Here is a 26,620-nt window from a genome sequence, read left to right as displayed (position 1 = left end):
CCCACCGGCAATGGCCTTCTTCGTATGTGCACGAGGAGAATCTCCATGAACAAGGGCGCGGACGCCGCCAAAGGTGACCACAAGCGCGAGGACGGCAAGGTGGCCGGACGCTTCATGCTGAAGCTGTCCGGGGAGGCATTCGCCGGCGGCGGGGGTCTCGGCGTCGACCCCGATGTCGTACACGCCATCGCCCGGGAAATCGCGGCTGTCGTCCGGGGCGGCGCGGAAATCGCGGTTGTCATCGGCGGCGGCAACTTCTTCCGCGGTGCCGAGCTCCAGCAGCGCGGCATGGACCGGGCCCGGTCCGACTACATGGGCATGCTCGGCACCGTCATGAACTGCCTGGCGCTCCAGGACTTCCTGGAGAAGGAGGGCATCGACTCCCGCGTCCAGACCGCCATCACCATGGGGCAGGTCGCGGAGCCGTACATCCCGCTGCGCGCCGTGCGCCACCTGGAGAAGGGACGCGTCGTCATCTTCGGCGCCGGTATGGGCATGCCGTACTTCTCCACCGACACCACCGCCGCCCAGCGCGCCCTGGAGATCGACGCCGAGGGCCTGCTCATGGGCAAGAACGGGGTGGACGGGGTCTACGACTCCGACCCGAAGACCAACCCCGACGCGGTGAAGTTCGACGCGCTGGAATACAGCGAGGTGCTCGCCCGCGATCTCAAGATTGCCGACGCCACCGCCATCACGCTCTGCCGTGACAACCAGCTGCCGATCCTCGTCTTCGAGCTGACCGCGGCCGGAAATATCGCCCGCGCCGTCAAGGGTGAGAAGATCGGCACGCTCGTGAGCGACCAGGGCACCCGGGCCTGACAACCGGGGGGCCGCCCGGGGGAATCCCCCGACGGCCCCGGGGCCGGCCGGGGATTCCCCCGGGGGAAGGTCCCGAAGGATGGACAACGGCCTGCCGGTCGGACACCGTGCAGGTGAGGACGCGACGCAGGACCCGCCGGGCCCGAGCACGCCGGGCCCACTCAAGACACGCAGGAGCACGTGGTGATCGAAGAAACCCTCCTCGAGGCCGAGGAGAAGATGGAGAAGGCCGTCGTGGTCGCGAAGGAGGACTTCGCCGCGATCCGCACCGGCCGTGCGCACCCGGCGATGTTCAACAAAATCGTCGCCGACTACTACGGCGCGCTGACCCCGATCAACCAGCTGGCCTCTTTCTCGGTTCCCGAGCCGCGCATGGCCGTCGTGACGCCGTTCGACAAGAGCGCGCTGCGCAACATCGAGCAGGCCATCCGCGACTCCGACCTCGGTGTCAACCCGAGCAACGACGGCAACATCATCCGAGTGACCTTCCCCGACCTCACGGAGGAGCGTCGTCGCGACTACATCAAGGTCGCGAAGACGAAGGCCGAGGACTCCAAGATCTCGATCCGGGCCGTCCGCCGCAAGGCGAAGGAGACCCTGGACAAGCTGGTCAAGGACAAGGAGTCCGGCGAGGACGAGGTGCGCCGCGCCGAGAAGGAGCTCGACGACACCACTGCGAAGTACGTCGCGCAGGTCGACGAGCTGCTCAAGCACAAGGAAGCCGAGCTGCTCGAAGTCTGATGAACGACTCTTCCTGGGGCGCCCCGCAGGGAGCCGGCTACGGGGGTACGCCCGAGATGAGGGTTGCCCCGGCAGGTCCTGCATACGATGTGCATGACGCCCAGCAGACTCGGCCCATGCCCATCGTGCCGGACGTTCCCGATGCAGGTAGAGACGCTGACGACCGTGACGACCGGTACGGGGGAGCCGCCGGCCGGCGCGGCGGTCCTCCGTACCGTGACGAGAAGCAGCAGGAGCCCATGTCCACCGCGCCGCCGCCCCCGCAGAAGAAACGTGCGGGTCGTGACCTGCGAGCCGCCATAGGGGTCGGTGTGGGGCTCGGGGCCGTCATCGTCGCCTCGCTGTTCATCGTGAAGGCCGTCTTCATCGGCGTGATAGCCATCGCCGTCGTCGTCGGCCTCTGGGAGCTCACCTCCCGGCTGCAGGAGCGCAAGGGCATCAAGGCGCCGCTCGTACCGCTCGCGATCGGCGGCGCGGCGATGGTCGTGGCCGGCTATGTGCGCGGAGCCGAGGGCGCCTGGGTCGCCATGGCCCTGACCGCTCTGGCGGTGCTCGTCTGGCGGATGACCGAGCCGCCCGAGGGGTACCTCAAGGACGTCACGGCCGGTGTTTTCGCCGCGTTCTACGTACCCTTCCTGGCCACCTTCGTCGCGATGCTGCTGAGCGCCGACGACGGGGCGCAGCGGGTCCTCACCTTCCTCCTGCTGACCGTGGTCAGCGACACGGGCGCGTACGCCGTCGGCTGGCGCTTCGGCAAGCACAAGCTCGCGCCGCGGATCAGCCCCGGGAAGACCCGCGAGGGACTGTTCGGAGCCGTCGCCTTCGCGATGGTCGCCGGTGCGCTGTGCATGCAGTTCCTGATCGACGACGGCACCTGGTGGCAGGGGCTGCTGCTCGGCCTGGCCGTCGCTGCCAGCGCCACCCTGGGTGACCTGGGCGAGTCCATGATCAAGCGGGATCTCGGGATCAAGGACATGGGCACGCTGCTCCCCGGTCACGGCGGGATCATGGACCGACTGGACTCGCTGCTGCCGACCGCTCCGGTGGTCTGGCTCCTGCTGGTGCTTTTCGTCGGCTCCGGCTGAGAAGCCGGGCCACCCCAACCTGACCTGCGTTTTTATGAGTGAGGGTCCGTTGTCCGCAGGACGGCGGGCCTTCACTCGTCTGTCTGCGCGATGGTCCCGCCCTCGGCAGGCGCCGGCCTCCACGGGGGCAGTGGGCTGCTGTGTGCACCACGTGCGTGTCGTGCGATCGGTCACGGTCCGCGGGCGCGGCCGGGCCGTCTGTGAGCCGTCCGGGTCCGCCAGGGCGACCGGCAAGGAGCGCCGTCGATCGGGCGCGGTTGCACCCTGTCCCGCCTGAGCCGGCGACGACGGCTGGCACCACGGCGTGTCTGCGACACTGGAGGAACCATGCCTAAGCCCGGAGAACTCACTTTCGTCGCGCCCCGCGGAGCCAAGAAGCCGCCGCGGCACCTCGCCGACCTCACGCCCGCCGAGCGCAAGGAAGCCGTCGCCGCGATCGGCGAGAAGCCGTTCCGCGCGCAGCAACTGTCGCAGCACTACTTCGCGCGGTACGCGCACGACCCGGCCGAGTGGACCAACATCCCGGCCGGTTCACGGGACAAGCTCGCCGAGGCGATGTTCCCCGACCTGATGTCCGTGGTCCGGCACATCAGCTGCGACGGCGACACCACCCGTAAGACGCTGTGGAAGCTGCACGACGGAACGCTGGTCGAGTCCGTCCTGATGCGCTACCCGGAGCGGGTGACGATGTGCATCTCGTCGCAGGCCGGATGCGGGATGAACTGCCCGTTCTGCGCAACGGGGCAGGCCGGTCTGGACCGCAATCTGTCGACCGCCGAGATCGTCCACCAGATCGTGGACGGCATGCGTGCGCTGCGCGACGGAGAGGTTCCGGGCGGGCCTGCGCGGCTCTCCAACATCGTCTTCATGGGCATGGGTGAGCCGCTCGCCAACTACAAGAGGGTGGTTGGCGCGATTCGCCGGCTGACCGACCCGGAGCCGGACGGTCTCGGTCTTTCGCAGCGCGGCATCACCGTCTCCACCGTGGGCCTGGTGCCGGCCATGCTGCGCTTTGCCGACGAGGGCTTCAAGTGCCGTCTCGCCGTCTCGCTGCACGCGCCCGACGATGAGTTGCGGGACACGCTCGTGCCGGTGAACACGCGCTGGAAGGTACGAGAGGTGCTGGACGCGGCGTGGGAGTACGCGGAGAAGTCCGGCCGCCGGATCTCCATCGAGTACGCGCTGATCCGCGACATCAACGACCAGGCCTGGCGCGGTGACCTGCTCGGCCGGCTCCTCAAGGGCAAGCGCGTCCATGTCAACCTGATCCCGCTCAACCCGACGCCCGGCTCGAAGTGGACCGCTTCCCGGCCCGAGGACGAGAAGGCGTTCGTCGACGCGATCGCCTCCCACGGAGTGCCCGTGACCGTGCGGGACACCCGGGGCCAGGAGATCGACGGGGCCTGCGGGCAGCTGGCGGCATCCGAGCGCTGAGGCCGAAAGGGCCCGTGTAACCTGGGCCCGAAATCAACTTCATATTCCGACAGGGGAGCGCCACAGCGCTGAGAGTGCGGCACCGAGGACAGGTTGGCCGCAGACCCTCTGAACCTCGCCCGGGTCATTCCGGGTAGGAAGTTCGGTCATCAACTCATGCTGTTGCGCCCTGCCCGCTTCTCCAAGGGCAGGGCCGCGTCTCTTCCTGGTCAAACCCAGGAGGAATTCATAATGAGCACCACCCGCACCACGCGTGGGACCAAGCAGCTCGCGGCGACGGCCCTCGCCGCCGCGCTCGGCGTCACGGCAGTCGCCGGCTGCGGCAGTTCCGACGACTCGGCATCAGGGGCCGGTGACACGAAGGGCTCCGGCTCCAAGACCGTGACGCTTGTCAGTCACGACTCGTTCAACGCCTCCAAGGACGTGCTGAAGGCGTTCACGAAGGAGACGGGTTACACGGTCAAGGTGCTGAAGAGCGGTGACGCAGGCACTGCCCTCAACCAGGAGATCCTGACCAAGGGCTCCCCGCGCGGTGATGTGTTCTTCGGCGTCGACAACACGCTGCTCTCCCGTGCCCTCGACAACGGACTGTTCACCCCGTACGAGGCGAAGGGCATCGACCGGGTCGCGACCGATGCTCAACTGGACGCGGCCAAGCACCGGGTCACTCCGATCGACACCGGCGACATCTGCATCAACTACGACAAGAAGTACTTCGCCGACAGGAAGCTCGCGCCGCCGAAGACCTTCGACGACCTGGCGAAGCCCGCGTACAAGAACCTTCTCGTCACCGAGAACGCCGCGACCTCGTCGCCAGGTCTCGGCTTCCTCCTCGGCACCGTCGCCACCTACGGCGAGAACGGATACCAGGACTACTGGAAGAAGCTGAAGAGCAACGGCGTGAAGGTGGTCGACGGCTGGGAGCAGGCGTACAACGAGGAGTTCTCCGGGTCCGCGGGCGGCAAGAAGGCCAAGGCGGACCGGCCGCTCGTCGTCTCGTACGCCTCCAGCCCGCCGGTCGAGGTGCTCTACGCGAAGCCGCAGCCGAGCGAGGCTCCGACCGGGGTCGCGACCGGGACGTGCTTCCGTCAGATCGAGTTCGCCGGTCTGCTGAACGGCGCGAAGAACGAGGCGGGTGGCAAGGCGCTGCTGGACTTCCTGATCAGCAAGAAGTTCCAGGAGGACATGCCGCTCAACATGTTCGTGAGCCCCGTCACCAAGGACGCGAAGCTGCCGGAGCTCTTCACGCAGTTCGGCGCCACGGTGGACAGGCCCACCACCGTGGCCCCGGACGCCATCGCCAAGAACCGTGAGCAGTGGGTCCAGTCGTGGTCCTCGCTCGTAGTGAAGTAGCGAAGAGTCCCGTACGCGGTCCGGGCGCGGGCGGGAAAGGTCCGCGCGCCCGGGCCGGGCTCGCGGATCCCCGGCGCGTGGGGGCGTGGCGGGGGAGTGCGGTGCGGCTCGGTCTGATGGCTGTGCCCGTCGCGTTCTTCGCGCTGTTCTTCGCCTACCCTGTCGTCGCGATCGTCGGCCGCGGGCTGAAGGCCGACGGCGCATGGCAGTTCGGCCGGATCGGCGAGGTGCTGACCCGGCCGGACATCCTCGACGTCCTCTGGTTCACCACCTGGCAGGCCCTCGCGTCGACCGCGCTGACCCTGTTGATCGCGCTGCCCGGCGCGTATGTCTTCGCCCGCTTCGACTTCCCCGGCAAGCAAGTGCTGCGGGCGGTCGTCACCGTGCCGTTCGTCCTGCCGACCGTCGTTGTGGGGACGGCCTTCCTGGCGCTGCTGGGACGCGGCGGTCTCCTCGACGAACTGGCGGGCGTACGTCTCGACACCACGGTGTGGGCGATCCTGCTCGCCCATGTCTTCTTCAACTACGCGGTCGTCGTGCGGACCGTCGGCGGACTGTGGTCGCAGCTCGACCCGCGCCAGGAGGAGGCCGCCCGGGTGCTGGGCGCCGGGCGGTTCGCGGCGTGGCGGCGGGTCGCTCTGCCGGCCCTCGCGCCCGCGGTGGCCGCCGCCGGGCTGATGGTCTTCCTCTTCACGTTCACCTCCTTCGGGGTCGTACAGATTCTCGGCGGTCCGGGCTACTCCACGCTGGAGGTCGAGATCTACCGGCAGACCGCCCAGCTCCTCGACCTTCCTACGGCCGCCGTGCTGACGCTGGTTCAGTTCGCCGCGGTCGGCGCGATTCTGGCCGTGCACGCGTGGACCGTGCGGCGCGGGGAAACGGCGCTGAGGCTGGTCGATCCGGCGAACACCTCCCGCAGGCCGCGCGGCACCGGGCAGTGGGCGCTGCTCGGCGGGGTCCTGCTGACGGTCCTGGTGCTGATCCTGCTGCCGCTCGGCGTTCTCGTGGAACGTTCGCTGGACACCCCCGGCGGCTACGGCTTCGGCTACTACCGCGCCCTGCAGTCCGCGGAGGCGAGCGGCAGCACGTTCCTGGTCGCACCTCTCGAAGCGATCGGGAACTCACTGCAGTACGCGCTGGTCGCGACTGTGATCGCGCTGATCGTCGGCGGGCTCGCGGCGGCCGCGCTGACGCTCCCCCAGCCTCGAACAGACTCGGCCGGGGGGACCCCCCTGGCCGGGCGGCTGGTCCGGGGTTTCGACGCGCTGCTGATGCTGCCTCTCGGGGTGTCCGCCGTCACTGTCGGCTTCGGTTTTCTGATCACGCTGGACAGGCCCCCGCTGGACCTGCGGACATCGTGGATCCTGGTGCCGCTCGCCCAGGCGCTGGTCGGCGTTCCCTTTGTCGTACGGACGATGCTGCCGGTCCTGCGGGCGGTGGACGGGCGGCTCCGGGAGGCGGCGGCGGTGCTCGGGGCGTCGCCGCTGCGGGCCTGGCGCGAGGTCGATCTGCCGCTGGTGCGAAGAGCGGTGCTGGTCGCGGCGGGCTTCGCGTTCGCCGTGTCGCTCGGCGAGTTCGGGGCGACGGTGTTCATCGCGCGGCCCGACAACCCGACCCTGCCGGTGGCCGTGGCGCGGCTGCTGGGACGGTCCGGGGAGCTCAACTACGGGCAGGCGATGGCGCTCAGCACGATTCTGATGCTCGTGTGCGCGGTGTCGCTGCTGCTGCTCGAACGTATCCGCCCGGACCGGTCCGGGGAGTTCTGACGATGCTCGGGGTGTTCTGGACGTGCTGACACTGGAATCCGCCACAGTCCTCTTCGGGAAGCGGGCGGCGCTCGAAGCGGTGGATCTGAAGGTCGCGGACCACGAGATCGTCTGTGTCCTGGGGCCCAGCGGCAGCGGTAAGTCGACCCTGCTGCGCGTGGTTGCCGGACTGCACCCGCCGGACGGCGGCCGGGTGCTCCTCGACGGCGTCGACCAGGCCGGCGTGCCGGTCCACCGGCGCGGTCTCGGCCTGATGTTCCAGGATCATCAGCTCTTTCCGCACCGGGACGTCGGCGCCAACGTCGCCTTCGGGCTGCGCATGCACGGCGTCACACGCGGCGACCAGGACCGCAGGGTCGCCGAACTTCTCGAACTGGTGGGACTGCCCGGTGCCGAACGGCGGGCCGTCGCCGCACTGTCCGGCGGAGAACAGCAGCGCGTCGCCCTCGCGCGGGCGCTCGCCCCGCGGCCGAAGCTGCTGATGCTGGACGAGCCGCTCGGCCAGCTGGACCGCAGTCTGCGTGAACGTCTCGTCGTCGAACTGCGCACCCTGTTCGCCCGGTTGGGGACGACGGTGCTCGCCGTCACCCACGACCAGGGCGAGGCCTTCGCCCTCGCCGACCGGGTCATCGTGATGCGCGACGGGCGGATCGCCCAGGCGGGCACCCCGTTGGAGGTCTGGCAGCGCCCCGCCTCCGCGTTCGTCGCCCGGTTCCTCGGCTTCGACAACGTGGTGGACGCGACGGTGACCGGCGCCGCGGCCCGTACGGCGTGGGGGAAGGTGCCGGTGCCGGACGGCTCGCCGCAGGGCCCGTGCACTCTGCTGGTGCGCCCGGCGGGCGTACAGCTCGGATCCCCGGAGTCCGGGCTGCGCTGCACGGTCGGCGCGCGCACCTTCCGGGGCAACCATGTCGCCGTGACCCTTCATCCCGAGAGCGGACCGCTCCTGGAGGCGGAGTGCCCGCTGCGGGACACCCCTCAGGAGGGCGCGTCGGTGGGCGTGACCTTCGACGCATCGGAGACAGTGGTACTGCCCGCGGCGTTCTGAGGGCTGTCCCGTAGGCACAGCGCGCCCCGGCATGGCTGAAGCGGACCGGCTCAGCACCGTCTTAGCTTGCTCCGGCCGACCCGACGGGCCGCGCGATCCTCGCGCGGCTCGCCGCGGGCGAGGCCACAGTCACCGAACGTGCCGAGCCGTTCGACATGAGCCTGCCCGCGGTTTCCCGGCATCTGAAGGTGCTGGAGCGCGCCGGGCTGATCACGCGCGGCCGGTCGGCGCAGTGGCGGCCGTGCAGGCGGGAGGCGGCGCCGCTGGCGGACGCCACGCAGTGGCTGGACCATGACAGGGCGTTCCGGGAGAGCGATTTCGACCGCCTCGGGGAACACCTCAAGCAGCGGTCAGCCGGGCGAGTGCCTCGGGGGCCTCGTCCACCGTGTCGACCAGGGCGATACGGGACTCCATCGGCCGACCCGCGGCCAGCGTCCGCAGCAGTGGCCAGGCGGGCACTTCCTCCGTCCAGTGGGCGCGGCCGACCAGCACCATCGGGGTCGGTGTGCCGCGTGAGCCGTAATAGTTCGGCGTCGCGTTGTCGAAGACCTCCTGCACGGTTCCGGCGGCGCCCGGCAGGAAGACGACGCCCGCCGTGGAGCGGGCGAGCAGCCCGTCCTCGCGCAGCGCGTTGGTGAAGTACTTGGCGATGTGGTCCGCGAACGGGTTCGACGGCTCATGACCGTAGAACCAGGTGGGGATCGAGACCGAGCCGCCGCCGTCCGGCCAGCGTTCCCGCACGGCGAAGGCAGCCAGCGCCCAGTCGGTGACCGACGGGGTGAACGACGGGGCGGCGGCAAGGAGTTCGCATGCCTTGTCCAGCATCGGATCGGGATGCGGCGCCGCGTACGCACCGAGGTTCGCCGCCTCCATCGCGCCCGGACCGCCGCCGGTGGCCACCGTCAGCCCGCCGCGCGCCAGGGTCCGGCCCAGCCGGGCCGCGGCCGCGTACGCCGCGCTGCCGCGCGCGGTCGCGTGGCCGCCCATCACCCCGACCACCCGCGCCCCGGCGAGGATTTCGTCCAACGCGTCGGAGACCGCGTCGTCATGGAGCGCGCGCAGCATCGAGGCGAAGGCGTCGCCGTTGGCGCGGGTCCGCTGGAACCAGCGGTACGCACGGGCGTCGGGCGTCGCCTCGTAACCCCCCTCCGCGAGCCCTTCGTAGAGCGCGTCGGGGGAGTAGAGCAGGCCGCGGTACGGATCGAAGGGCAGCCCCGGCACGGGCGGGAAGACGAACGCCCCGTCGGCCCGCACCTTCGCCGCCGCGTCCGGCTCCATCCGGCAGCCGAGGAAGACCGCGCCGGACGTGTCCGTGGCGAACAGCGCGGCGCTGCGGTCCGTCAGATCGACGGACTGGACGCGGTGTCCGGCCAGTGACCCGCCGGCGATCACCGCGTCGAATTCGGCGAGCGACTCGATCTCGATGCCGGCTGCGGGAATGCTGTCGTCCTTGTTCTCCACGCTTTCATGCTACGTACCGGCCGGCGCGTACCGCTCCAGCCGTACGGTCATGTGCCCCCCGAGTGGGAGGTGGCACCGTGACGGACGTGGCGCCTGGGGTGGAGCGGGACGGAGTGGTGCGAACGCCCGTACCGTCGGGCCTGCCTCCTGCAGCCCTGCGTGGCAGCCGCCGTCTGGGCCGTACCGGGATCGTGGCAGTCAGCGGTGCCGTCACCGTGCTCGTCGGACTGTCTGTCGTGCCGGTCGTCGCGTCTGCCGACAGCCCTCAGCTGGTCAGCGGCAGCGCGGCCAATTCGGCGATCGCCCAGGTGATCGGGGCGAATACGACCAGCAGAATGCCGACCCGCAGGGTCGTCGCTGCCCGCAGCGCCGAGGCCGGCGCACCGAGCCGCAGCAGCGTCTGAGCCAGGTGGGCGCGGGCTTGCTTCGCCTCCAGGGCGGAGGTCAGCAGCGTCGCCGTCGTGCAGCCCAGTACGAGTACGGCGCCGAGCGCGGCGAGCGGGCCGAAGGGATGCGGACCCGTCCCGTACAGCGCGAACGCCGCGATCACCGCGGAGAGCACCGCGCAGACCACACCCAGCGGCCGGCCGATCCGGCGCGCCTCGTCCATCAGCACCCTTCCGGCCAGCAGGCGTACGGCTCCTGGACGCACCGCCTGCAGCAGCTGTCCGCAGAGGTGCGTCAGGCCGGGACCCGCCATGGCCAGACCGATTGCCGTCAGCGACCACCCCGCCAGCACCCACACCGGGGTGCCGTCGGGAATTCCCGGCAGGGGGAACGGGCTGGCCGCGCCATCACGGCTCGCGTACGCCTCGACCGCGAGACCGGCCGCTGTCAGCGCCACGCCCCACGGCAGTCCGGTCGGAGGAGCCGCCGGAGCCGGAATCTGCTCGTCCGGCACGATGTCCTGCGTGCCGTCGTCCGGCACGGCCGCCTGAAGCGGCCGGGTGCGCAGCGCCAACGCGCTCGCCGCCGCCGCGGCCACCGGCACCAGCGTCAGCAGAACAAGGGTCGCGGCCACCGGCAACGGGGCTCCTGCGCCCAGGGGTTCGGCCGCCGCACCGTCGAACGGCAGCCCGGTCAGATCGCCGCGCAGATGCACGAAGAAAAGCAGCGCCACCATCGACCCGAGGGTGCAGGACATGGCGGTGGAGACCGCGGCCAGCACGCCGAGCCGGACCGGCCCCAGACCGACGGCGGACAGCCCCGGACGCGGACGGGTGCTCGGGTCCGTACGGGCCACCGCGACCGCGAACTGCACGGTGGCGGCCAGCGGCACGAAGCACCACAGCAGCCGCAGCACCGAGGCGGTCGAGTAGGCCGGATGCGTCGACGCGTAGGCCAGGGTGCACAGCAGCAGGAAGCCGACCCCGGCTGAGGCGGCCGCGACCAGCAGCCGCCGCACCAGAACCAGCGGATGGGTACCGCGGGCTAGACGGAGAGCGAGCACGCCGCGCGGCCTTCCGTGTCGGACACCGCGGGCAGGGCGACGGTGGCGACGCGGCGGCCGTCCAGCAGCGGGACCGTGCGGTCTGCCAGCGAGGCGACCTCCACGTCATGGGTGGCGAGCACGACCGTGATGCCGTGCGAGCGGGCCGCGCTCGTCAGTGTCCGCAGCACGTGGGTGCGGTCCGTGCGGTGCAGCGTCGCGGTCGGCTCGTCGGCGAAGATCACCGTGGGTGAGCCGGCCAGCGCGCGGGCGACGGCGATCCGCTGGCGCTGCCCCTGGAGCAGCATGTGTGGCCGCTGCTTGGCGCACATGCCGATGTCGAGCCGCTCCAGCCACTCCATGGCGGCCTTCTTCGCGGCCCGGTGCGAGGTGCCGCGCAGCAGCAGGGGGAGCGCTGCGTTCTCCCAGGTGTTCAGCTCCGGTACGAGCTGAGGATCGGGTGCGATCCAGCCGAACCGGTCACGGCGCAGCCGCTCGCGCAGCCGCGGACCCATGGTGTGGACCGGGACGCTGTTGAACCACACCTCGCCCTGCTGAGGCACCAGTTGGCCGGAGAGGCAGTGCAGCAGAGTCGTCTTGCCGCTGCCTCGCGGGCCGGTCACGGCGAGGATCTCGCCGTCGTGGACCTCCAGGGAGATCCCGCCGAGCGCGGGTGAGCCGTTGTGGGAGTGGTGCAGGGAACGTGCCCAGATCACGTCGTTGTCCGGCGGGGCCACCATGGCGTACACCTCGGTTCAGATCAGATTTCCCGTCCCCCGTACGGGGGAACGAAGAGGAGGCCGATCGGTCACTCGGCACCGTAAGGATTCGGACCGTGGTGTGCGCACAGCACGCGGCCCGGGTGCGCTTCTTCCCACTCGAATGGGCGCATCCGGGCCGTGTGACCGTATGAAATGACCGCTGGAATGCGGTCGGCGGGTGATCGGGCCGGGGTCAATCGGTCAATCGATCCGTGGTCGATCAGCCGATCGACCCGCGGCCCGGGTCACCGTCCCTCTCAGAGCTTCGTCCAGGCCTCCGTCAGGACGCTCCGGAGGATGCCCTCGATCTCGTCGAACGTCGACTGGTCGGAGATCAGCGGCGGCGCGAGCTGGACGACCGGGTCGCCGCGGTCGTCGGCCCGGCAGTACAGACCGTTGTCGTACAGCGCCTTGGAGAGGAAGCCGTAGAGAACGCGCTCGGTCTCCTCGTCGGTGAACGTCTCCTTGGTGGCCTTGTCCTTCACCAGCTCGATGCCGTAGAAGAAGCCGTTGCCGCGGACGTCGCCGACGATCGGCAGGTCGTGCAGCTTCTGCAGCGTCGTGAGGAACGCGTTCTCGTTGTCCAGGACGTGCTGGTTGAGACCCTCGCGCTCGAAGATGTCGAGGTTGGCGAGGCCGACCGCCGCGGAGACCGGGTGGCCGCCGAAGGTGTAGCCGTGCAGGAAGGTGTTGCCGCCCTCGTAGAACGGCTCGGCGATGCGGTCCGAGACGATGCAGGCGCCGATCGGGGAGTAGCCCGACGTCATGCCCTTGGCGCAGGTGATCATGTCCGGCACGTAGCCGAACTTGTCGCAGGCGAACATCGTGCCGAGGCGGCCGAAGGCGCAGATGACCTCGTCGGAGACGAGCAGCACGTCGTACTTGTCACAGATCTCGCGGACCCGCTGGAAGTACCCGGGCGGCGGCGGGAAGCAGCCACCGGCGTTCTGTACCGGCTCCAGGAAGACCGCGGCGACCGTCTCCGGTCCCTCGAAGAGGATCTCCTGTTCGATCTGGTCGGCGGCCCAGCGGCCGAAGGCCTCCGGGTCGTCGCCGTGGATCGGGGCACGGTAGATGTTGGTGTTCGGCACCTTGTGCGCGCCGGGGACCAGCGGCTCGAAGGGGGCCTTCAGGGCCGGCAGGCCGGTGATGGACAGGGCGCCCTGCGGGGTGCCGTGGTAGGCGACCGCACGCGAGATGACCTTGTACTTGGTCGGCTTGCCCTTGAGCTTGAAGTACTGCTTGGCAAGCTTCCAGGCGGTCTCGACGGCCTCGCCGCCGCCGGTGGTGAAGAAGACCTTGTTGAGGTCGCCCGGCGCGTAGTCGGCGAGCCGCTCGGCCAGTTCGACGGCCTTCGGGTGGGCGTAGGACCACACCGGGAAGAAGGCCAGCTCCTGGCCCTGCTTGTAGGCAGCTTCGGCGAGCTCGTGACGGCCGTGACCGGCGTTGACCACGAACAGGCCGGACAGGCCGTCGAGGTAGCGCTTGCCCTGGTCGTCATAGATGTAGGTGCCCTCGCCACGCACGATGGTGGGAACGGGCGCGTTCTCGTAGTCCGACATGCGGGTGAAGTGCATCCACAGGTGGTCGTACGCGGTTCGGCTGAGGTCCTTGCTCACGGCTATCGGGTTCCCCACATATAGGTCTGCTTCTTGAGCTTCAGGTAGACGAAACTCTCGGTGGAGCGCACGCCGGGGATGGCCCGGATGCGTTTGTTGATCGTTTCCAGCAGGTGGTCGTCGTCCTCGCAGACGATCTCCACCATCAGGTCGAAGGAGCCCGCGGTCATCACCACGTACTCGCACTCGGCCATGGCCGACAGCGCTTCCGCGACGGGATCGAGGTCGCCTTCGACGTTGATGCCGACCATCGCCTGCCGCCGGAACCCCACGGTGAGCGGGTCCGTGACGGCGACGATCTGCATCACGCCCTGATCGAGCAGCTTCTGGACGCGCTGCCGCACGGCCGCCTCGGAGAGGCCGACGGCCTTGCCGATCGCGGCGTACGGACGACGCCCGTCCTCCTGGAGCTGCTCGATGATTGCGAGGGAGACGGCATCGACCGCTGGTGACGATCCGTTCCCGGTCCTGGAGTCTGCGCTGCGACTGGCCACGCATCCACTGTGCACCGAGACTCGTCTGTCTTGCAACCCTCAATCGATGAAATTCGTTGTCTGAGGGTCCAGATCTCACTGAATCCGAAGTTCTCGGTGGGTGGGTATGTCGAAAGCGTTACCTCTGCGACTAGGCTGGACGTCTCACTCATTGGACGTGTCGACAGGAGGGGTGGTTGTGACCACCGAGGTGCGCCGTCTGCGCAACTACATCAACGGGGAGTTCCGGGACGCCGCGGACGGGCGGACCATCGACGTGGTCAACCCGGCGACGGAAGAGGTCTACGCAACCTCTCCGCTCTCCGGCCAGGCCGATGTCGATGCCGCCATGGATGCAGCCGCGGCGGCCTTCCCCGCCTGGCGCGACACCACGCCCGCCGAGCGCCAGAAGGCCCTGCTGAAGATCGCGGACGCGTTCGAGGCGCGGGCGGAGGAGCTGATCGCCGCCGAGTCCGAGAACACCGGCAAGCCGATCGAGCTCACCCGCACCGAAGAGATCCCGCCGATGGTGGACCAGATCCGCTTCTTCGCGGGCGCGGCGCGGATGCTCGAAGGCCGCTCGGCCGGCGAGTACATGGAGGGGATGACCTCCATCATCCGCCGCGAGCCGGTCGGCGTCTGCGCCCAGGTCGCGCCGTGGAACTACCCGATGATGATGGCCGTATGGAAGTTCGCCCCGGCGCTCGCCGCGGGCAACACCGTCGTCATCAAGCCGTCCGACACCACCCCGGCGTCGACCGTGCTGATCGCCGAGATCATCGGCGACATCCTGCCCAAGGGCGTCTTCAACGTCCTCTGCGGCGACCGCGAGACCGGCCGCGCGATGGTCGAGCACCGGACCCCGGCGATGGCCTCCATCACCGGTTCGGTACGGGCCGGCATGCAGGTCGCCGAGTCCGCCGCCAAGGACGTCAAGCGCGTTCACCTGGAGCTCGGCGGCAAGGCGCCCGTCGTCGTCTTCGAGGACTCCGACATCGCCAAGGCCGTCGAGGGCATCTCCGTCGCGGGCTTCTTCAACGCGGGTCAGGACTGTACGGCCGCGACCCGCGTCCTCGTCCACGAGTCGATCCACGACGAGTTCGTCACCGCGCTCGCCAAGGCCGCCGCCGACACGAAGACCGGGCAGCCGGACGACGAGGACGTGCTCTACGGTCCGCTCAACAACGCCAACCAGCTGAAGCAGGTCAGCGGGTTCATCGACCGGCTGCCCACGCACGCCAAGGTCGAGGCGGGCGGCCACCGGGTCGGCGAGAAGGGCTACTTCTACGCCCCGACCGTCGTCTCCGGTCTGCGGCAGGACGACGAGATCATCCAGAACGAGGTCTTCGGACCCGTGATCACGGTCCAGTCGTTCACCGACGAGGATCAGGCCGTGGAGTACGCGAACGGCGTCGAGTACGCTCTCGCCTCCTCGGTGTGGACCAAGGACCACGCCCGCGCGATGCGCATGTCCAAGAACCTCGACTTCGGCTGTGTGTGGATCAACACCCACATCCCGCTCGTCGCCGAGATGCCGCACGGCGGATTCAAGAAGTCCGGCTACGGCAAGGACCTCTCCGCGTACGGCTTCGAGGACTACACGCGCATCAAGCACGTGATGACCTCGCTCGACGACTGACACCCCGCAGTGGTGACGGCCCCTCGAATGTGCCACTTCGAGGGGCCGTTCCCGTGTCCGCCGCCTGACGGCGCATCGACAGGGTGTGCGGGAGAGGCCCGCTCTGCTGGACGGTTGGTCCATTGTCCGCCGTGTTCCCGGCCGGGCATCCTGCGCAGGTGCGAGCGATCCCGAACAACCCCATGTCCCGTCGGTCCCTGCTGCGCGCCTTCGGGGCGGGAGCGGCCGGTGTCACGCTGGCCGGCTGCGGAGTGCCCGCCGCCTACGTGCAGCCTGGCGACCGCGCCGGACACGACTACTCCGGCGGCGACCACACGCTGCATTTCTCCAACTGGCCGCTGTACATCGACACCGACGACAAGGACCAGTCGAAGCGGCCCACCCTCGACGCCTTCACCGAGCGCACCGGGATCTCCGTCACGTACACCGAGGAGATCAACGACAACGACGAGTTCTTCGGGAAGATCAGCCCGGCGCTGATGAACCATCAGCAGACCGGCCGGGACGTGCTCGTCATCAGCGACTGGTTGGTCGCCCGGTTCGTACGGCTCGGCTGGGTGCAGGAGATGGACCGGGCCAAGCAGCCCAATGTTGCCAAGTACCTGGACCCGCAGCTGCGTTCCCCCGCCTTCGATAAGGGGCGGACGCACAGCGTTCCCTGGCAGTCCGGGATCACCGGCATCGCGTACAACCGCAAGAAGCTCGGCCGCGAGGTCCGGCACATGAGTGATCTGTGGGCGGACGACCTGCGGGGCAAGGTGACGCTGCTGTCCGGGCTCGACGAGTCCATCGCCCTGCTGATGCAGGGCAACGGCGTCGACATCGCCCGGTGGACGCTGGACGACTTCCACACGATGTGCGACCAGGTGGAGAAGCTGGTGAAGAAGAGGCACATCCGCCGCTTCACCGGGAACGACTACATCAAGGACCTCTCGACCGGTGATGTGCTCGCCTGCCAGGCGTATTCGGGAGATGTCATCCAGCTGAAGGCGGACAACCCGGAGATCGAGTTCGTGGTGCCGGAGGAAGGAGGCGAGCTCTGGGCGGAGTCGCTCGTGATCCCCAACCTCGCCCGGCACAAGCGCAATGCGGAGAAGCTGATCGACTACTACTACGAGCCGGAGGTCGCCGCGGAGCTCGCGACCTGGGTCAACTACGTCTGCCCCGTCCCGGCCGCCCGCGAGGTGCTGGCCTCCTCGAAGGACGAGGAGACCGCGGCGCTCGCCGAGAATCCGCTCATCTTCCCCGACGACGCGATGCGCAGACGGCTGGCGATCGCCCGCGACATCACGTCCGAGGAGCGCACCGAGATGGCGAAGAAGTGGAACTCCATCGTCGGGTTGTGAAACCGGTCCCGGGGTGGCGTAAAAGGCGCGTAAACACGGGCGTACGCTGCGGACATGAGCGAGCGAAGAGCCCTGCTGAGGCGCACACGCGTGTGGTTGGTCGTCTTTATCGTCTGTCTGGTACTGAGCGGGCTGACCGCCTTCCCGCTCGTCCATGAACTCCACTGGGCCGAGGATCTGCTGAGGTCCTCGGCCTCTCCCGTGCCCGAACACTTCCCGGCCCTCATGGAGTGGATCACCCGGGTCCGGACCGGCCTCGACGAGGCCGACGCGACGTACCCGTTCGTGCTGTACGGCACCGACTGGCTGGCTTTCGCGCATCTCGTCATCGCGGTCGCGTTCTACGGTCCCTACCGCGACCCGGTCCGCAACATCTGGGTCGTCGAGTTCGGCATGATTGCCTGCGCCGGGATCATTCCGCTCGCGCTGATCTGCGGACCGATCCGGGACATTCCGTTCTGGTGGTCGGTCATCGACATGTCGTTCGGCGTCTTCGGGGTTCTTCCGCTGCTCGTCGTCCGGCGGATGATCAAGCGGCTGGAAGCGCTGGGGCGGACGCCGGACCCGGTGGCCGGGCCGGCGTCCGCGGCGACGGTCTGAGTCACTGGGCCGACGGGGCACCGAAGGCGGCGTGTTTGACGACGTTCGTCAGGGCCTCCTGCACGATCCGGTGGACCGTGGCCTCGACGGCCAGGTCGAGCCTGTGACCTCGTACGGGATGTCCAGGCCGCTGCCGTGTACTCGCGCGATCAGTGCCGGCAGTTCGGCCAGTGAGGGCTGAGGTTCCCGGGGTGCGTCCGGTGCGTTCTCGTTCTCGCGCAGCACGCCGAGTATCTGGCGCAGCTGCACCATGGCGTCCCGGCCCGTCTCCGAGATCGCGTCGAACGCCGCCTCGGCACGTTCGGGCGCCGTACGCACCGCGACCGGTCCGGCCTCCGCCTGCACGATCATGAGGCTCACCGCGTGCGACAGGATGTCGTGCATCTCCCGTGCGATCCGGGTCCGTTCGCGCGCCGCCGCCTGCTCGGCCTCGATCCGGTGCGTCAGCTCCAGCTGCCGGGCCCGGTCCTCCACCGCATGCAGATAGGCCTTGCGTGTCACGGTGAACCGGCCGAACGCGTAGGCCGCGGCGAACACGAAGAGGGAGAAGAGCAGCTCCCTGATCTCACTGCTGTCGAGGCCGACCGAGAACACCACCGCCGCAGCCGTGAGCACCGTGATCCCGAGCCGTTTCAGCGGCGAGGAGAGTTCGGCCACCGTGTAGAACGCCACGAGGCCGGTGTACGGGAGCGGCTGGCCCGGACCGTCGACGGCGAACTTGTACAGGCCACCGGCCAGGAGCACGACGATCAGGGCCGCGACCGGTGCCCGCCGGCGGGCGACCAGCGGCAGCACGGTCAAGGTGGTCAGCCCGTACGCCGTCCATGTCGCCTCCGGCAGTTCCGGGGCACGCGGGACGACGAACGGCATGGTCACCGCGGCCTGCACCAGCAGCGCGACGGTGAGGTCCACGGTCCGGGGGCTGGCCCCGAGCACCCTCGGGGCCAGGTCTCTCATGTGCATGCTGTCAGGGCTTCCGGGCGACGGCGCCGAACTGGGCGACCACCGGCGCCGTGGTTCCCGGGTCGGTCCGCCACCGCGCACACGAGACGATGCCCGGCTCGACAAGCTCCAGACCTTCCAGGAACGTGGCGAACTCGGCGCGGCTGCGGGCGGTGATCGGCGGGGTGGCGTTCTCGATGTCGGAACGGACTCCGGCGGGAGGGGGGCTGCTGTGCGGATCGGTCACATCTGCTCCTCGGGCACCGGTTTCCCTCACCAACGGTGAGGCGCCACCCATGATGCCGGATCGATCAAGAAAGCTCAGCGGACCTGGAGTTGGCGAGCAGGCCGTGCAGGGCATCGACCCGGTTGGTGGTGATCGAGTCGACGCCGTGTCCGATCAGACGGCGCATCGTGCGCTTGGTGTCGGCCGTCCAGGCGGAGACCAGCAGCCCGTCCCGGTGGATACGGTCCGTCAGCTCCCGGTTCACCAGCCCGAACCGGTAGTTCAGCCAGCGCGGCCTCACCACGTCCAGCAGTGCGGAGCGCGGCGGGGCGAGTGTCGTCCAGGTGAGGGCGATCTCGGCGGACGGATCCGCGGCGCGCACCCGCAGCATGGCCTCCGGGCCCGCGCAGTAGTACGTACGCTCCGCTGCCCCGCACTCGCGGACCAGGCCGATGGTCTTCCGTACCGACTCGTCGGTGGAGCCGGGCAGATCGAGCATGAGGCGGTGCGCCCCGGCGGCGAGCAGCGCCTCGCGCAGGGTGGGCACACCGCCCGCGGTCAGCTCGGTGAGCTCCTGGTGGGTGAGCCGGTCCAGTCTGCGCTCGTGGCCCCACAGCCGCTCCAGCGTGGCGTCGTGCAGCAGGACCGGCACCCCGTCGCGGGTGACCCGGACATCGATCTCGACCGCGTCCGCCCCCCGTTCGATGGCGGAGCGGATCGAGGGGAGGGTGTTCTCGCGGACGCGGTACGGATCGCCGCGGTGAGCTACGGCGGTGACAGAGGTGGCCATGGGGCCATTGTCACCACCGGCGGTCACCGGCCGGTTCGCTGCAGCCAGTCCGACGTGTACGTGTCGATCTCGGCGGCCAGCGTCCGCTTGCCGGCCGGGTCGAGGTACGAGGCCTCCACCGCGTTCTTCGCGAGCGCGGCAAGACCCTGCTCGTCCAGACCGAGGAGGCGGGCCGCCACCCCGTACTCGTTGTTGAGGTCGGTGCCGAACATCGGCGGGTCGTCGCTGTTGATGGTGACCAGGACTCCGGCGTCCACCATCTCCTTGACCGGGTGCAGGTCGAGATCGGTCACGGCGCGGGTTGCGATGTTCGAGGTCGGGCAGACCTCCAGCGCGATCCGGTGCTCGGCGAGGTGGTCGAGGAGCCTGCGGTCCTGGGTGGCGCTGGTGCCGTGGCCGATGCGCTCGGCGCGCAGTTCGGTGAGGGCGTCCCAGATCGTCTGCGGGCCCGTGGTCTCCCCGGCGTGCGGGACGGAGTGCAGCCCCTCGGCGATCGCCCGGTCGAAGTAGGGCTTGAACTGCGGGCGGGGCACGCCGATCTCCGGACCGCCGAGCCCGAACGAGACGAGCCCCTCGGGTCGCAGGTCCACGGCGAGCCGGGTGGTCTCCTCGGCTGATTCGAGCCCGGCCTCGCCGGGAATGTCGAAGCACCAGCGCAGGACGACCCCGAGCTCGGCCTCGGCGGCCTTGCGGGCGTCCTCTATCGCCTCCATGAACCCCTGCTCCGGAATGCCGCGCCGGGTCGAGCTGAACGGGGTGACGGTCAGTTCCGCGTACCGAATGTTCTGGCGGGCCATGTCACGGGCGACCTCGAAGGTCAGCAGCCGGACGTCCTCCGGGGTGCGGATCAGGTCCACGACGGAGAGATAGACGTCGATGAAGTGGCCGAAGTCGGTGAAGGAGAAGTAGTCGGCCAGCGCCTCCGGGTCGGTGGGGACCTTGGAGTCCGGGTGGTGGGCGGCCAGTTCGGAGACGATGCGGGGCGAGGCGGATCCGACATGGTGGACATGCAGTTCGGCCTTGGGCAGCCCCGCGATGAAGGCGTGCAGATCGGTCATCGGATCCTCCGGGGGCATGACGTGGAGCGGTCCGGGCACGGGACGGCCCGGTGTGGGACGGGGATCATCGTAGGCCGGAGCGGCGGTTGCCTGGGCGGGCCGTAGCATGACGGGACCACGATGGGGGAGGCCCATGTCAGAGAACACAGAGCAGCCCGCGGACGGGGCTGCGCCACGCGATCCGTGGGCTCCGCCGGACAACAGGGTGCCGTTGGAGAAGCAGACCGGTGACCCGCGCCCGCCCGCTGTGTACGACCAGCAGACGGTCACCTCGATGCCAGCCGCAGGAACGGGACCGGCGCCCACGGCGGGGTTCGGCGCCGCACCGGGGACCGGCCCCTTCGCCCCACCGGGGACCGGCCCCCTGCCCGGAGCGGGACCGGGGCCCGGGAACGTACCGCCGCCGCCGATCGCGCCGAACGGTCCCGGGCAGCAGGTCCCTCCGGCAGGACCGTACGGATACCCGGCCGCACCCGTTCCGCAGTACGGCGGTTATCCGGGATACCCCGGCTACGGCCAGGCGGCCTGGGGCGGACCGGCGCCCGCGAACGGGCTCGGTGTCGCGTCGATGGTGCTCGGCATCATCGCTGTGGTCGGCTTCTGCATGTGGGGGCTCGGGGTCGTCCTCGGCGTCCTCGCGCTGATCTTCGGTCTCATAGGCCGTGGCCGGGTCAACCGGGGTGAGGCGAACAACGGCGGCGTCGCGCTGGCCGGCATCATCCTGGGCTCGCTCGGCATCGTGATCAGCGGAGCGTTCCTGGGCTTCCTGATCTGGGGCGTGACCCAGGACTTCAACAACGTCGACAGCTACCCCAACGACGACACGTACGGAACGTCCCTGGTCGTGGACGGCACGCGATAGAGGCAGGAATGCCGCCGCACAGAGCAAGGCCCGCGGGGCGGTGGGGAGAACCCCGACCGCCCCGCGGGCCTTTTCATATCGCGTCGGGCACGGCGCGCAGCCGTGTTCGCGCCTCCATGAGGGCGAACCCCAGCAGATTCAGCCCCCGCCAGCGCGCCGGATCCTCCGCTCGCGGGTCGTCCGCCGCCAGTCCGATGCCCCAGATCCTGTCCAGGGGGCTCGCCTCGACCAGCACCCGGTCCCCGGTGTTCAGCAGGAACGCGCGCAGCCCGGCGTCCTGGCCGAACTTGTGGACACTGCCGGCCACCACCAGGGCGAACCGCTCCCGCTCCCACACCGTGTCGTCGAAGGCGCGGACCAGCCGGCCCGCCTTCTTTGCCGCCGCGGGGCTGCTCGCGGACAGCGCACGGTGCTCTGTTTCCGCGTCGCCGAAGAGCCGCGCCTTGCCGGCCATCATCCAGTGCTCGGCCGACGCGTACGTCACCCCGTCGACCGTGAACGGTGAAGGCCACCACTGGCTGAGGCAGCTCGCGCCGATCCGCCCGTCCGGCCGAGGGCGGTGCCCCCAGAACGGCAGGTACTTCACCTTCTCACCGCGACGGGTTCGCGCCACGAGCTCGCTCAGGTGTTCCATGACATGCGAGTGTGGCATCCGCCACTGACACTCCGTACGTGGATTTCCGCCGCGACGCGACACATGGTCGACAGATTTCGTCGCGTAACCAAAAGGCAACAACGGAATCACTTGTTGGGATCAACCTACTCTGTCAGGATCGGCACTCAAATCGAGCAGAAGCTACGCCGCCCCGGTTTACGGAGACAGCGGCGGAGGAGAGCGTCATGGGTAACGGCTTCCACGTGCGGGACCGCTTCGCGGCCGGCGCACAGTACATCGGCGGAAAGCTGCGCTCCGGCACATCGGGACGCAGCCACGACGTCGTGAACCCGGCTACGGGCGAGATCGTCTACACCTACGAACTGGCGGGCACCGCCGATGTCGACGCGGCTGTCGCGGCCGCCCGCGAGGCGTTCCCCGGCTGGTCGGGTGCCACCCCGGCCGAGCGGTCCGAGGCGATGCACCGGTTCGCCGCCGTCCTCGCGGAGCAGGCCGACGACTTCGCGTACGCCGAGTCGCTCCAGTGCGGCAAGCCCATCAAGCTCTCCACCGAGTTCGACGTGCCCGGAACCGTCGACAACACCTCCTTCTTCGCGGGCGCCGCCCGCCACCTGGAGGGCAAGGCCGCCGGGGAGTACGACGGCGACCACACCTCGTACGTACGCCGTGAGGCCATCGGCGTCGTCGGCTCGATCGCCCCCTGGAACTACCCGCTCCAGATGGCCGCCTGGAAGATCCTCCCGGCGGTCGCGGCGGGCAACACGATCGTGCTGAAGCCCGCCGAGATCACCCCGCTGACCTCGCTGATGTTCGCCCAGGCGGCCACCGAGGCAGGCATCCCGGACGGTGTGATCAACATCGTCACCGGCGCGGGCAAGGACGCGGGCGAACATCTCGTCGGCCACCCGGACGTCGTGATGACCTCCTTCACCGGCTCCACCGCCGTCGGCAAGCGGGTCGCGGAGATCGCCACCGCCACCGTCAAGCGCCTCCACCTCGAACTCGGCGGCAAGGCCCCCTTCCTGGTCTTCGACGACGCCGACCTGGAGGCCGCGGTCAACGGTGCGGTCGCCGGAGCGCTCATCAACACCGGCCAGGACTGCACCGCCGCCACCCGCGCCTACGTCCAGCGGCCGCTCTACGACGCCTTCGTGCAGGGCGTCGCCGAGCTGATGGAGACCGTCCGGCTCGGCGACCCCTTCGACCCGTCGACCGACCTCGGCCCGCTGATCAGCCACGCCCAGCGCGACCGGGTCGCCGGCTTCGTCGAGCGCGCCCGTGCGTACGCCACCGTCGTCACCGGCGGTGAGGCCCCCGGCGGCGACCTGGCGGACGGTGCCTACTACCGGCCGACGCTCGTCGCGGGCGCCGCCCAGGACAGCGAGATCGTCCAGTCGGAGATCTTCGGCCCGGTCCTGGTCGTGCTGCCCTTCGACACCGACGACGAGGGCATCGCCCTCGCCAACGACACCCCGTACGGACTCGCCGCCTCCGCCTGGAGCCGCGACCTGTACCGGGCGGGCCGTGCCACCCGCGAGATCAAGGCGGGCTGCGTCTGGATCAACGACCACATCCCGATCATCAGCGAGATGCCGCACGGCGGATACAAGGCCAGCGGCTTCGGCAAGGACATGTCGGTGTACTCGTTCGAGGAGTACACACAGGTCAAGCACGTGATGTACGACAACACCGCGGTCGCCCGGAAGGATTGGCACCGCACGATCTTCGGGGACCGATAGCCAGGCCGGACAACGGCCACACCCACCCGAAAGGGCAACGCGCATGGAGCAGTACGAGCCGGAGCACCTCTCCGCGGCCCAACTGGCCGCGATGCGGCGCAGTCTTACCAGTGGCAGGGGTGCCCTCACCCGTCGTTCGTTGCTGCGCGCCTCCGGCATGGGCGCGCTCGCGCTCGGCGGCCTGGGCACGCTGAGCGCGTGCGGCATCCCGCCCGCGCAGCGGGAGGGGGACGCAGCGGCGGCCTCCGACGACCACTCGGCCAAGGAGAAGCAGGTCAACTTCTCCAACTGGACCGAGTACATGGACGTCACCGACGACGGCAAGCACCGGCCCACCCTGGAGGCGTTCACGAAGCGCACCGGGATCCAGGTCAAGTACACCGAGGACATCAACGACAACGTCGAGTTCTTCGGCAAGATCAAGCCGCAGCTCGCGGCCGGCCAGGACACCGGCCGCGACATCATCAACGTCACCGACTGGCTGGCCGCACGCATCGTCCGCCTCGGCTGGGCGCAGAAGCTCGACGCGTCGAACCTGCCGCACGCCTACGCCAACCTCTCGGCCCAGTTCCGCTCCCCGGACTGGGACCCCGGTCGCGCCTACTCGTACCCGTGGGCGGGTATTCCCACCGTCATCGCCTACAACTCCAAGGCGACCGGGGGCCGCAAGGTCGATTCCGTCAGCCAGCTGCTCGACGACCCGAAGCTCAAGGGACGGGTCAGCTTCCTCTCGGAGATGCGCGACTCCATCGGCATGACCCTGCTCGACATGGGCAAGGACCCCGGCACCTTCACCGACGCCGACTACGACGCCGCGATCGGCCGGCTCCAGAAGGGCGTCGACAAGAACCAGATCCGGCGCTTCACCGGCAACGACTACACGGCCGACCTCGACAAGGGCGACATCGCCGCCTGCGTCGCCTGGGCGGGCGACATCATCCAGCTCCAGGCCGGAAACCCGGACATCAAGTACGCAATCCCGGCCGCGGGTTACATCATTTCCAGCGACAACCTGCTCGTCCCGGTGAAGGCCCGGCACAAGACCAACGCCGAGAAGCTCATCGATTACTACTACGAACCGTCGGTCGCCGCCAAGCTCGCCGCGTACATCAACTTCGTCTGTCCGGTCGACGGAGTCCGCGACGAACTGGCGAAGATCGACCAGGCGATGGCCGACAACGTCCTGATCCTTCCCGACAAGGAGATGGCGGCCCGGTCGCACGCCTTCCGTTCGCTGACCTCCAAGGAAGAGACGGCGTACGAAGAGAAGTTCGCCAAGCTCATCGGCGCCTGACCGACCCGCCTTTCCTTCCCCCGACCTTCCCCTGACACCACTGGGACTGCGACCCATGACACAGCAGCAGACAGAAGGCGGCGACGTCCGCCTCACCGGGATCAGCAAGTCGTACGGTTCCTTCAAAGCCGTCCAGCCGCTCGATCTGACCGTTCCGCAGGGCTCCTTCTTCGCCCTGCTCGGGGCGTCCGGCTGCGGCAAGACCACCACCCTGCGGATGATCGCGGGGCTGGAGGAGGCCACGACCGGCACCATCTCGCTGGGCGGCCGGGACATCACCGACCTCCCTCCGTACAAGCGGCCCGTCAACACCGTCTTCCAGAGCTACGCGCTCTTCCCGCACCTCGACATCAGCGAGAACGTCGCCTTCGGTCTGCGCCGGCGCGGCATCAAGTCGGTCAAGAAGCAGGTCGACGACATGCTGGACCTCGTCCAGCTCGGCGACTTCGCGAAGCGCAAACCGCACCAGCTCTCCGGCGGCCAGCAGCAGCGCGTCGCCGTCGCCCGCGCCCTGATCAACCACCCGCAGGTGCTCCTGCTCGACGAGCCGCTCGGCGCCCTCGACCTCAAGCTGCGCCGCCAGATGCAGCTGGAGCTCAAGCGCATCCAGACCGAGGTCGGCATCACGTTCATCCACGTCACCCACGACCAGGAGGAGGCCATGACCATGGCCGACACCGTCGCGGTGATGAACGCGGGCCGCGTCGAACAGCTCGGCGCCCCGGCCGATCTGTACGAGAATCCGAAGACGACGTTCGTCGCCAACTTCCTGGGCACCTCCAACCTCATCGAGGGTGAGATCACCGAGGCCGGCGAGGACATCCTGGTCGGTGCGGGCGGCATGACGCTGCGGCTGCCCGCCGGGCGGTGCCAGGCCCCGACCGCCCGTGGCGGCAGGCTGCTGCTCGGCGTCCGTCCGGAGAAGATCTCCCTCGCCCACGCCGACGACGCGGACTCCATAGCCGCCGGACGCAACCGGGTCACCGGCCGGATCACCGACTCCAGCTTCATCGGTGTCTCCACGCAGTACCTGGTGGAGAGCCCGGCCGGCAAGGCGCTTCAGGTGTACGAGCAGAACATCGAGCGCGACACCCGGCTCACCCCGGGAGCCGAAGTCGTCCTGCACTGGAACCCCGCGCACACCTTCGGCCTCGACGCGGCCCAGGACATCGACGCGGGCGTGGAGACGGTGGAGGACGCGACGTGACCGTCACCGAAGCGCCGCCCGCGCCGCCCACAGACCCCGCCGAACTCCCTGTACGCAAGGCCTCCACCCGCAAGCGGCTCGTCCCGTACTGGCTGCTGCTTCCCGGCATCCTGTGGCTCATCGTCTTCTTTGCGCTGCCGATGGTCTACCAGGCGTCGACCTCCGTACAGACCGGATCCCTGGAGAAGGGGTTCGAGGTCACCTGGCACTTCCAGACCTACTGGGACGCGCTGTCCGAGTACTACCCGCAGTTCATCCGGTCCCTGCTGTACGCGGGCACCGCGACAATCCTGTGCCTGCTGCTCGGCT

Annotated in this window: 23 protein-coding genes, 3 pseudogenes and 1 riboswitch; of the genes and pseudogenes, 16 read left to right on the top strand and 10 right to left on the bottom strand. The window is 69.3% G+C overall.

Translation table 11 applies throughout. The features are described 5' to 3' along the window. Positions 1 to 45 precede the first annotated feature (45 nt). The 8 genes and pseudogenes from pyrH to AB0915_RS21760 form a co-directional block, all read left to right on the top strand. Positions 46 to 822, top strand: a complete 777-nt coding sequence (pyrH, locus tag AB0915_RS21795) for a UMP kinase (RefSeq protein ID WP_266981013.1) — start codon at positions 46 to 48, stop codon at positions 820 to 822. A gap of 183 nt (positions 823 to 1,005) precedes the next feature. Next, on the top strand, positions 1,006 to 1,563 hold the full coding sequence (gene frr, locus AB0915_RS21790; RefSeq protein WP_093899080.1) for a ribosome recycling factor: 558 nt from the start codon (positions 1,006 to 1,008) through the stop codon (positions 1,561 to 1,563). Further along, complete coding sequence (locus AB0915_RS21785) at positions 1,563 to 2,648, top strand: phosphatidate cytidylyltransferase (RefSeq protein WP_366692663.1); 1,086 nt, start codon at positions 1,563 to 1,565, stop codon at positions 2,646 to 2,648. The genes frr and AB0915_RS21785 overlap by 1 nt, the downstream gene beginning before the upstream one ends. Positions 2,649 to 2,975: 327 nt before the next feature. Beyond that, the gene (gene rlmN, locus AB0915_RS21780) at positions 2,976 to 4,082 is read left to right on the top strand and encodes a 23S rRNA (adenine(2503)-C(2))-methyltransferase RlmN (protein ID WP_366692662.1); all 1,107 of its coding nucleotides are present in this window, start codon (positions 2,976 to 2,978) and stop codon (positions 4,080 to 4,082) included. 41 nt (positions 4,083 to 4,123) lie between these two features. Then, positions 4,124 to 4,240, top strand: a riboswitch (TPP riboswitch). Positions 4,241 to 4,313: 73 nt separating this feature from the next. After that, positions 4,314 to 5,435 (top strand): thiamine ABC transporter substrate-binding protein, encoded by a 1,122-nt coding sequence (locus tag AB0915_RS21775; RefSeq protein WP_366692661.1) that lies wholly within the window; start codon positions 4,314 to 4,316, stop codon positions 5,433 to 5,435. Between the two features lie 116 nt (positions 5,436 to 5,551). After that, entirely contained in the window at positions 5,552 to 7,201 is a 1,650-nt protein-coding gene (locus AB0915_RS21770; RefSeq protein WP_366692660.1) for an iron ABC transporter permease, read from the top strand. A 22-nt stretch (positions 7,202 to 7,223) separates the two neighbouring features. Beyond that, positions 7,224 to 8,249 (top strand): ABC transporter ATP-binding protein, encoded by a 1,026-nt coding sequence (locus tag AB0915_RS21765; RefSeq protein WP_366692659.1) that lies wholly within the window; start codon positions 7,224 to 7,226, stop codon positions 8,247 to 8,249. Positions 8,250 to 8,344: 95 nt separating this feature from the next. Further along, positions 8,345 to 8,461, top strand: a pseudogene (locus AB0915_RS21760) (helix-turn-helix domain-containing protein); the annotation flags it as partial. A gap of 127 nt (positions 8,462 to 8,588) precedes the next feature. Here AB0915_RS21760 and AB0915_RS21755 read toward each other — a convergent pair. The 5 genes from AB0915_RS21755 to AB0915_RS21735 all read right to left on the bottom strand — a co-directional run bounded on the left by AB0915_RS21755 (position 8,589) and on the right by AB0915_RS21735 (position 14,013). Further along, a complete protein-coding gene (locus tag AB0915_RS21755) occupies positions 8,589 to 9,710 on the bottom strand; it encodes a Rossmann fold nucleotide-binding protein (RefSeq protein ID WP_366692658.1) in 1,122 nt (373 codons plus the stop codon). A gap of 265 nt (positions 9,711 to 9,975) precedes the next feature. Beyond that, on the bottom strand, positions 9,976 to 11,160 hold the full coding sequence (locus tag AB0915_RS21750) for a hypothetical protein (protein ID WP_366692657.1): 1,185 nt from the start codon (positions 11,158 to 11,160) through the stop codon (positions 9,976 to 9,978). Beyond that, positions 11,142 to 11,879 carry an ATP-binding cassette domain-containing protein gene (locus AB0915_RS21745; RefSeq protein ID WP_366692656.1) on the bottom strand — a complete coding sequence of 246 codons (738 nt, stop codon included), beginning with the start codon at positions 11,877 to 11,879 and terminating at the stop codon, positions 11,142 to 11,144. Before AB0915_RS21745 ends, AB0915_RS21750 begins: the two co-directional genes overlap by 19 nt. A gap of 278 nt (positions 11,880 to 12,157) precedes the next feature. After that, positions 12,158 to 13,537 carry an aspartate aminotransferase family protein gene (locus tag AB0915_RS21740; RefSeq protein ID WP_359106164.1) on the bottom strand — a complete coding sequence of 460 codons (1,380 nt, stop codon included), beginning with the start codon at positions 13,535 to 13,537 and terminating at the stop codon, positions 12,158 to 12,160. Then, positions 13,522 to 14,013, bottom strand: coding sequence for an Lrp/AsnC family transcriptional regulator (locus AB0915_RS21735; RefSeq protein ID WP_030928325.1), 492 nt, complete (start codon positions 14,011 to 14,013; stop codon positions 13,522 to 13,524). The genes AB0915_RS21740 and AB0915_RS21735 overlap by 16 nt, the downstream gene beginning before the upstream one ends. A gap of 178 nt (positions 14,014 to 14,191) precedes the next feature. Between AB0915_RS21735 and AB0915_RS21730 the strand changes: the two genes are divergently transcribed. The 3 genes from AB0915_RS21730 to AB0915_RS21720 all read left to right on the top strand — a co-directional run bounded on the left by AB0915_RS21730 (position 14,192) and on the right by AB0915_RS21720 (position 17,577). Beyond that, on the top strand, positions 14,192 to 15,631 hold the full coding sequence (locus AB0915_RS21730) for a gamma-aminobutyraldehyde dehydrogenase (protein WP_366692655.1): 1,440 nt from the start codon (positions 14,192 to 14,194) through the stop codon (positions 15,629 to 15,631). Positions 15,632 to 15,813: 182 nt separating this feature from the next. Continuing rightward, entirely contained in the window at positions 15,814 to 16,977 is a 1,164-nt protein-coding gene (locus AB0915_RS21725) for an extracellular solute-binding protein (RefSeq protein ID WP_366692675.1), read from the top strand. Positions 16,978 to 17,031: 54 nt separating this feature from the next. After that, positions 17,032 to 17,577, top strand: coding sequence for a hypothetical protein (locus tag AB0915_RS21720; RefSeq protein ID WP_366692654.1), 546 nt, complete (start codon positions 17,032 to 17,034; stop codon positions 17,575 to 17,577). Between the two features lie 28 nt (positions 17,578 to 17,605). Here AB0915_RS21720 and AB0915_RS21715 read toward each other — a convergent pair. The 4 genes and pseudogenes from AB0915_RS21715 to AB0915_RS21700 form a co-directional block, all read right to left on the bottom strand. Then, positions 17,606 to 18,540: pseudogene (locus tag AB0915_RS21715) on the bottom strand (histidine kinase); the annotation flags it as partial. A 4-nt stretch (positions 18,541 to 18,544) separates the two neighbouring features. Further along, complete coding sequence (locus AB0915_RS21710; RefSeq protein WP_366692653.1) at positions 18,545 to 18,817, bottom strand: SAM-dependent methyltransferase; 273 nt, start codon at positions 18,815 to 18,817, stop codon at positions 18,545 to 18,547. A gap of 13 nt (positions 18,818 to 18,830) precedes the next feature. Further along, positions 18,831 to 19,535 (bottom strand): glycerophosphodiester phosphodiesterase, encoded by a 705-nt coding sequence (locus AB0915_RS21705; RefSeq protein ID WP_366692652.1) that lies wholly within the window; start codon positions 19,533 to 19,535, stop codon positions 18,831 to 18,833. Positions 19,536 to 19,558: 23 nt separating this feature from the next. Continuing rightward, on the bottom strand, positions 19,559 to 20,611 hold the full coding sequence (locus AB0915_RS21700; protein WP_366692651.1) for an adenosine deaminase: 1,053 nt from the start codon (positions 20,609 to 20,611) through the stop codon (positions 19,559 to 19,561). Positions 20,612 to 20,726: 115 nt separating this feature from the next. Between AB0915_RS21700 and AB0915_RS21695 the strand changes: the two genes are divergently transcribed. Then, positions 20,727 to 21,455 (top strand): DUF4190 domain-containing protein, encoded by a 729-nt coding sequence (locus AB0915_RS21695; protein ID WP_366692650.1) that lies wholly within the window; start codon positions 20,727 to 20,729, stop codon positions 21,453 to 21,455. Positions 21,456 to 21,528: 73 nt separating this feature from the next. Here the strand turns inward: AB0915_RS21695 and AB0915_RS21690 are convergent, their stop codons facing one another. Beyond that, complete coding sequence (locus AB0915_RS21690) at positions 21,529 to 22,089, bottom strand: NADAR family protein (RefSeq protein ID WP_366692649.1); 561 nt, start codon at positions 22,087 to 22,089, stop codon at positions 21,529 to 21,531. Between the two features lie 206 nt (positions 22,090 to 22,295). On the opposite strand from AB0915_RS21690, the gene AB0915_RS21685 reads away from it, so the two are divergent. The 4 genes and pseudogenes from AB0915_RS21685 to AB0915_RS21670 all read left to right on the top strand — a co-directional run. Further along, positions 22,296 to 23,810, top strand: a complete 1,515-nt coding sequence (locus AB0915_RS21685) for a gamma-aminobutyraldehyde dehydrogenase (RefSeq protein ID WP_366692648.1) — start codon at positions 22,296 to 22,298, stop codon at positions 23,808 to 23,810. 43 nt (positions 23,811 to 23,853) lie between these two features. After that, positions 23,854 to 25,104 carry a spermidine/putrescine ABC transporter substrate-binding protein gene (locus AB0915_RS21680; RefSeq protein WP_366692647.1) on the top strand — a complete coding sequence of 417 codons (1,251 nt, stop codon included), beginning with the start codon at positions 23,854 to 23,856 and terminating at the stop codon, positions 25,102 to 25,104. Positions 25,105 to 25,159: 55 nt separating this feature from the next. Then, complete coding sequence (locus AB0915_RS21675; RefSeq protein WP_366692646.1) at positions 25,160 to 26,311, top strand: ABC transporter ATP-binding protein; 1,152 nt, start codon at positions 25,160 to 25,162, stop codon at positions 26,309 to 26,311. After that, a pseudogene (locus AB0915_RS21670) lies at positions 26,308 to 26,620 on the top strand (ABC transporter permease); the annotation flags it as partial. The gene AB0915_RS21675 and the pseudogene AB0915_RS21670, both read left to right, overlap by 4 nt.

Source organism: Streptomyces sp. NPDC048411 (assembly GCF_040704695.1).
GTDB lineage: Bacteria > Actinomycetota > Actinomycetes > Streptomycetales > Streptomycetaceae > Streptomyces.
This window is presented reverse-complemented; position numbering and strand designations above follow the sequence as displayed.

Coding starts and splice junctions, on each gene's coding strand:
- AB0915_RS21700 (WP_366692651.1), bottom strand. CDS start 20,611: ATGCCCCCGGAGGATCCGATGACCGATCTGCACGCCTTCATCGCGGGG.
- AB0915_RS21785 (WP_366692663.1), top strand. CDS start 1,563: ATGAACGACTCTTCCTGGGGCGCCCCGCAGGGAGCCGGCTACGGGGGT.
- AB0915_RS21675 (WP_366692646.1), top strand. CDS start 25,160: ATGACACAGCAGCAGACAGAAGGCGGCGACGTCCGCCTCACCGGGATC.
- AB0915_RS21770 (WP_366692660.1), top strand. CDS start 5,552: ATGGCTGTGCCCGTCGCGTTCTTCGCGCTGTTCTTCGCCTACCCTGTC.
- AB0915_RS21710 (WP_366692653.1), bottom strand. CDS start 18,817: ATGGGTGGCGCCTCACCGTTGGTGAGGGAAACCGGTGCCCGAGGAGCA.
- AB0915_RS21705 (WP_366692652.1), bottom strand. CDS start 19,535: ATGGCCACCTCTGTCACCGCCGTAGCTCACCGCGGCGATCCGTACCGC.
- AB0915_RS21725 (WP_366692675.1), top strand. CDS start 15,814: ATGTCCCGTCGGTCCCTGCTGCGCGCCTTCGGGGCGGGAGCGGCCGGT.
- pyrH (WP_266981013.1), top strand. CDS start 46: ATGAACAAGGGCGCGGACGCCGCCAAAGGTGACCACAAGCGCGAGGAC.
- AB0915_RS21685 (WP_366692648.1), top strand. CDS start 22,296: ATGGGTAACGGCTTCCACGTGCGGGACCGCTTCGCGGCCGGCGCACAG.
- rlmN (WP_366692662.1), top strand. CDS start 2,976: ATGCCTAAGCCCGGAGAACTCACTTTCGTCGCGCCCCGCGGAGCCAAG.
- AB0915_RS21775 (WP_366692661.1), top strand. CDS start 4,314: ATGAGCACCACCCGCACCACGCGTGGGACCAAGCAGCTCGCGGCGACG.
- AB0915_RS21720 (WP_366692654.1), top strand. CDS start 17,032: ATGAGCGAGCGAAGAGCCCTGCTGAGGCGCACACGCGTGTGGTTGGTC.
- AB0915_RS21680 (WP_366692647.1), top strand. CDS start 23,854: ATGGAGCAGTACGAGCCGGAGCACCTCTCCGCGGCCCAACTGGCCGCG.
- AB0915_RS21695 (WP_366692650.1), top strand. CDS start 20,727: ATGTCAGAGAACACAGAGCAGCCCGCGGACGGGGCTGCGCCACGCGAT.
- AB0915_RS21690 (WP_366692649.1), bottom strand. CDS start 22,089: ATGGAACACCTGAGCGAGCTCGTGGCGCGAACCCGTCGCGGTGAGAAG.
- AB0915_RS21745 (WP_366692656.1), bottom strand. CDS start 11,879: ATGGTGGCCCCGCCGGACAACGACGTGATCTGGGCACGTTCCCTGCAC.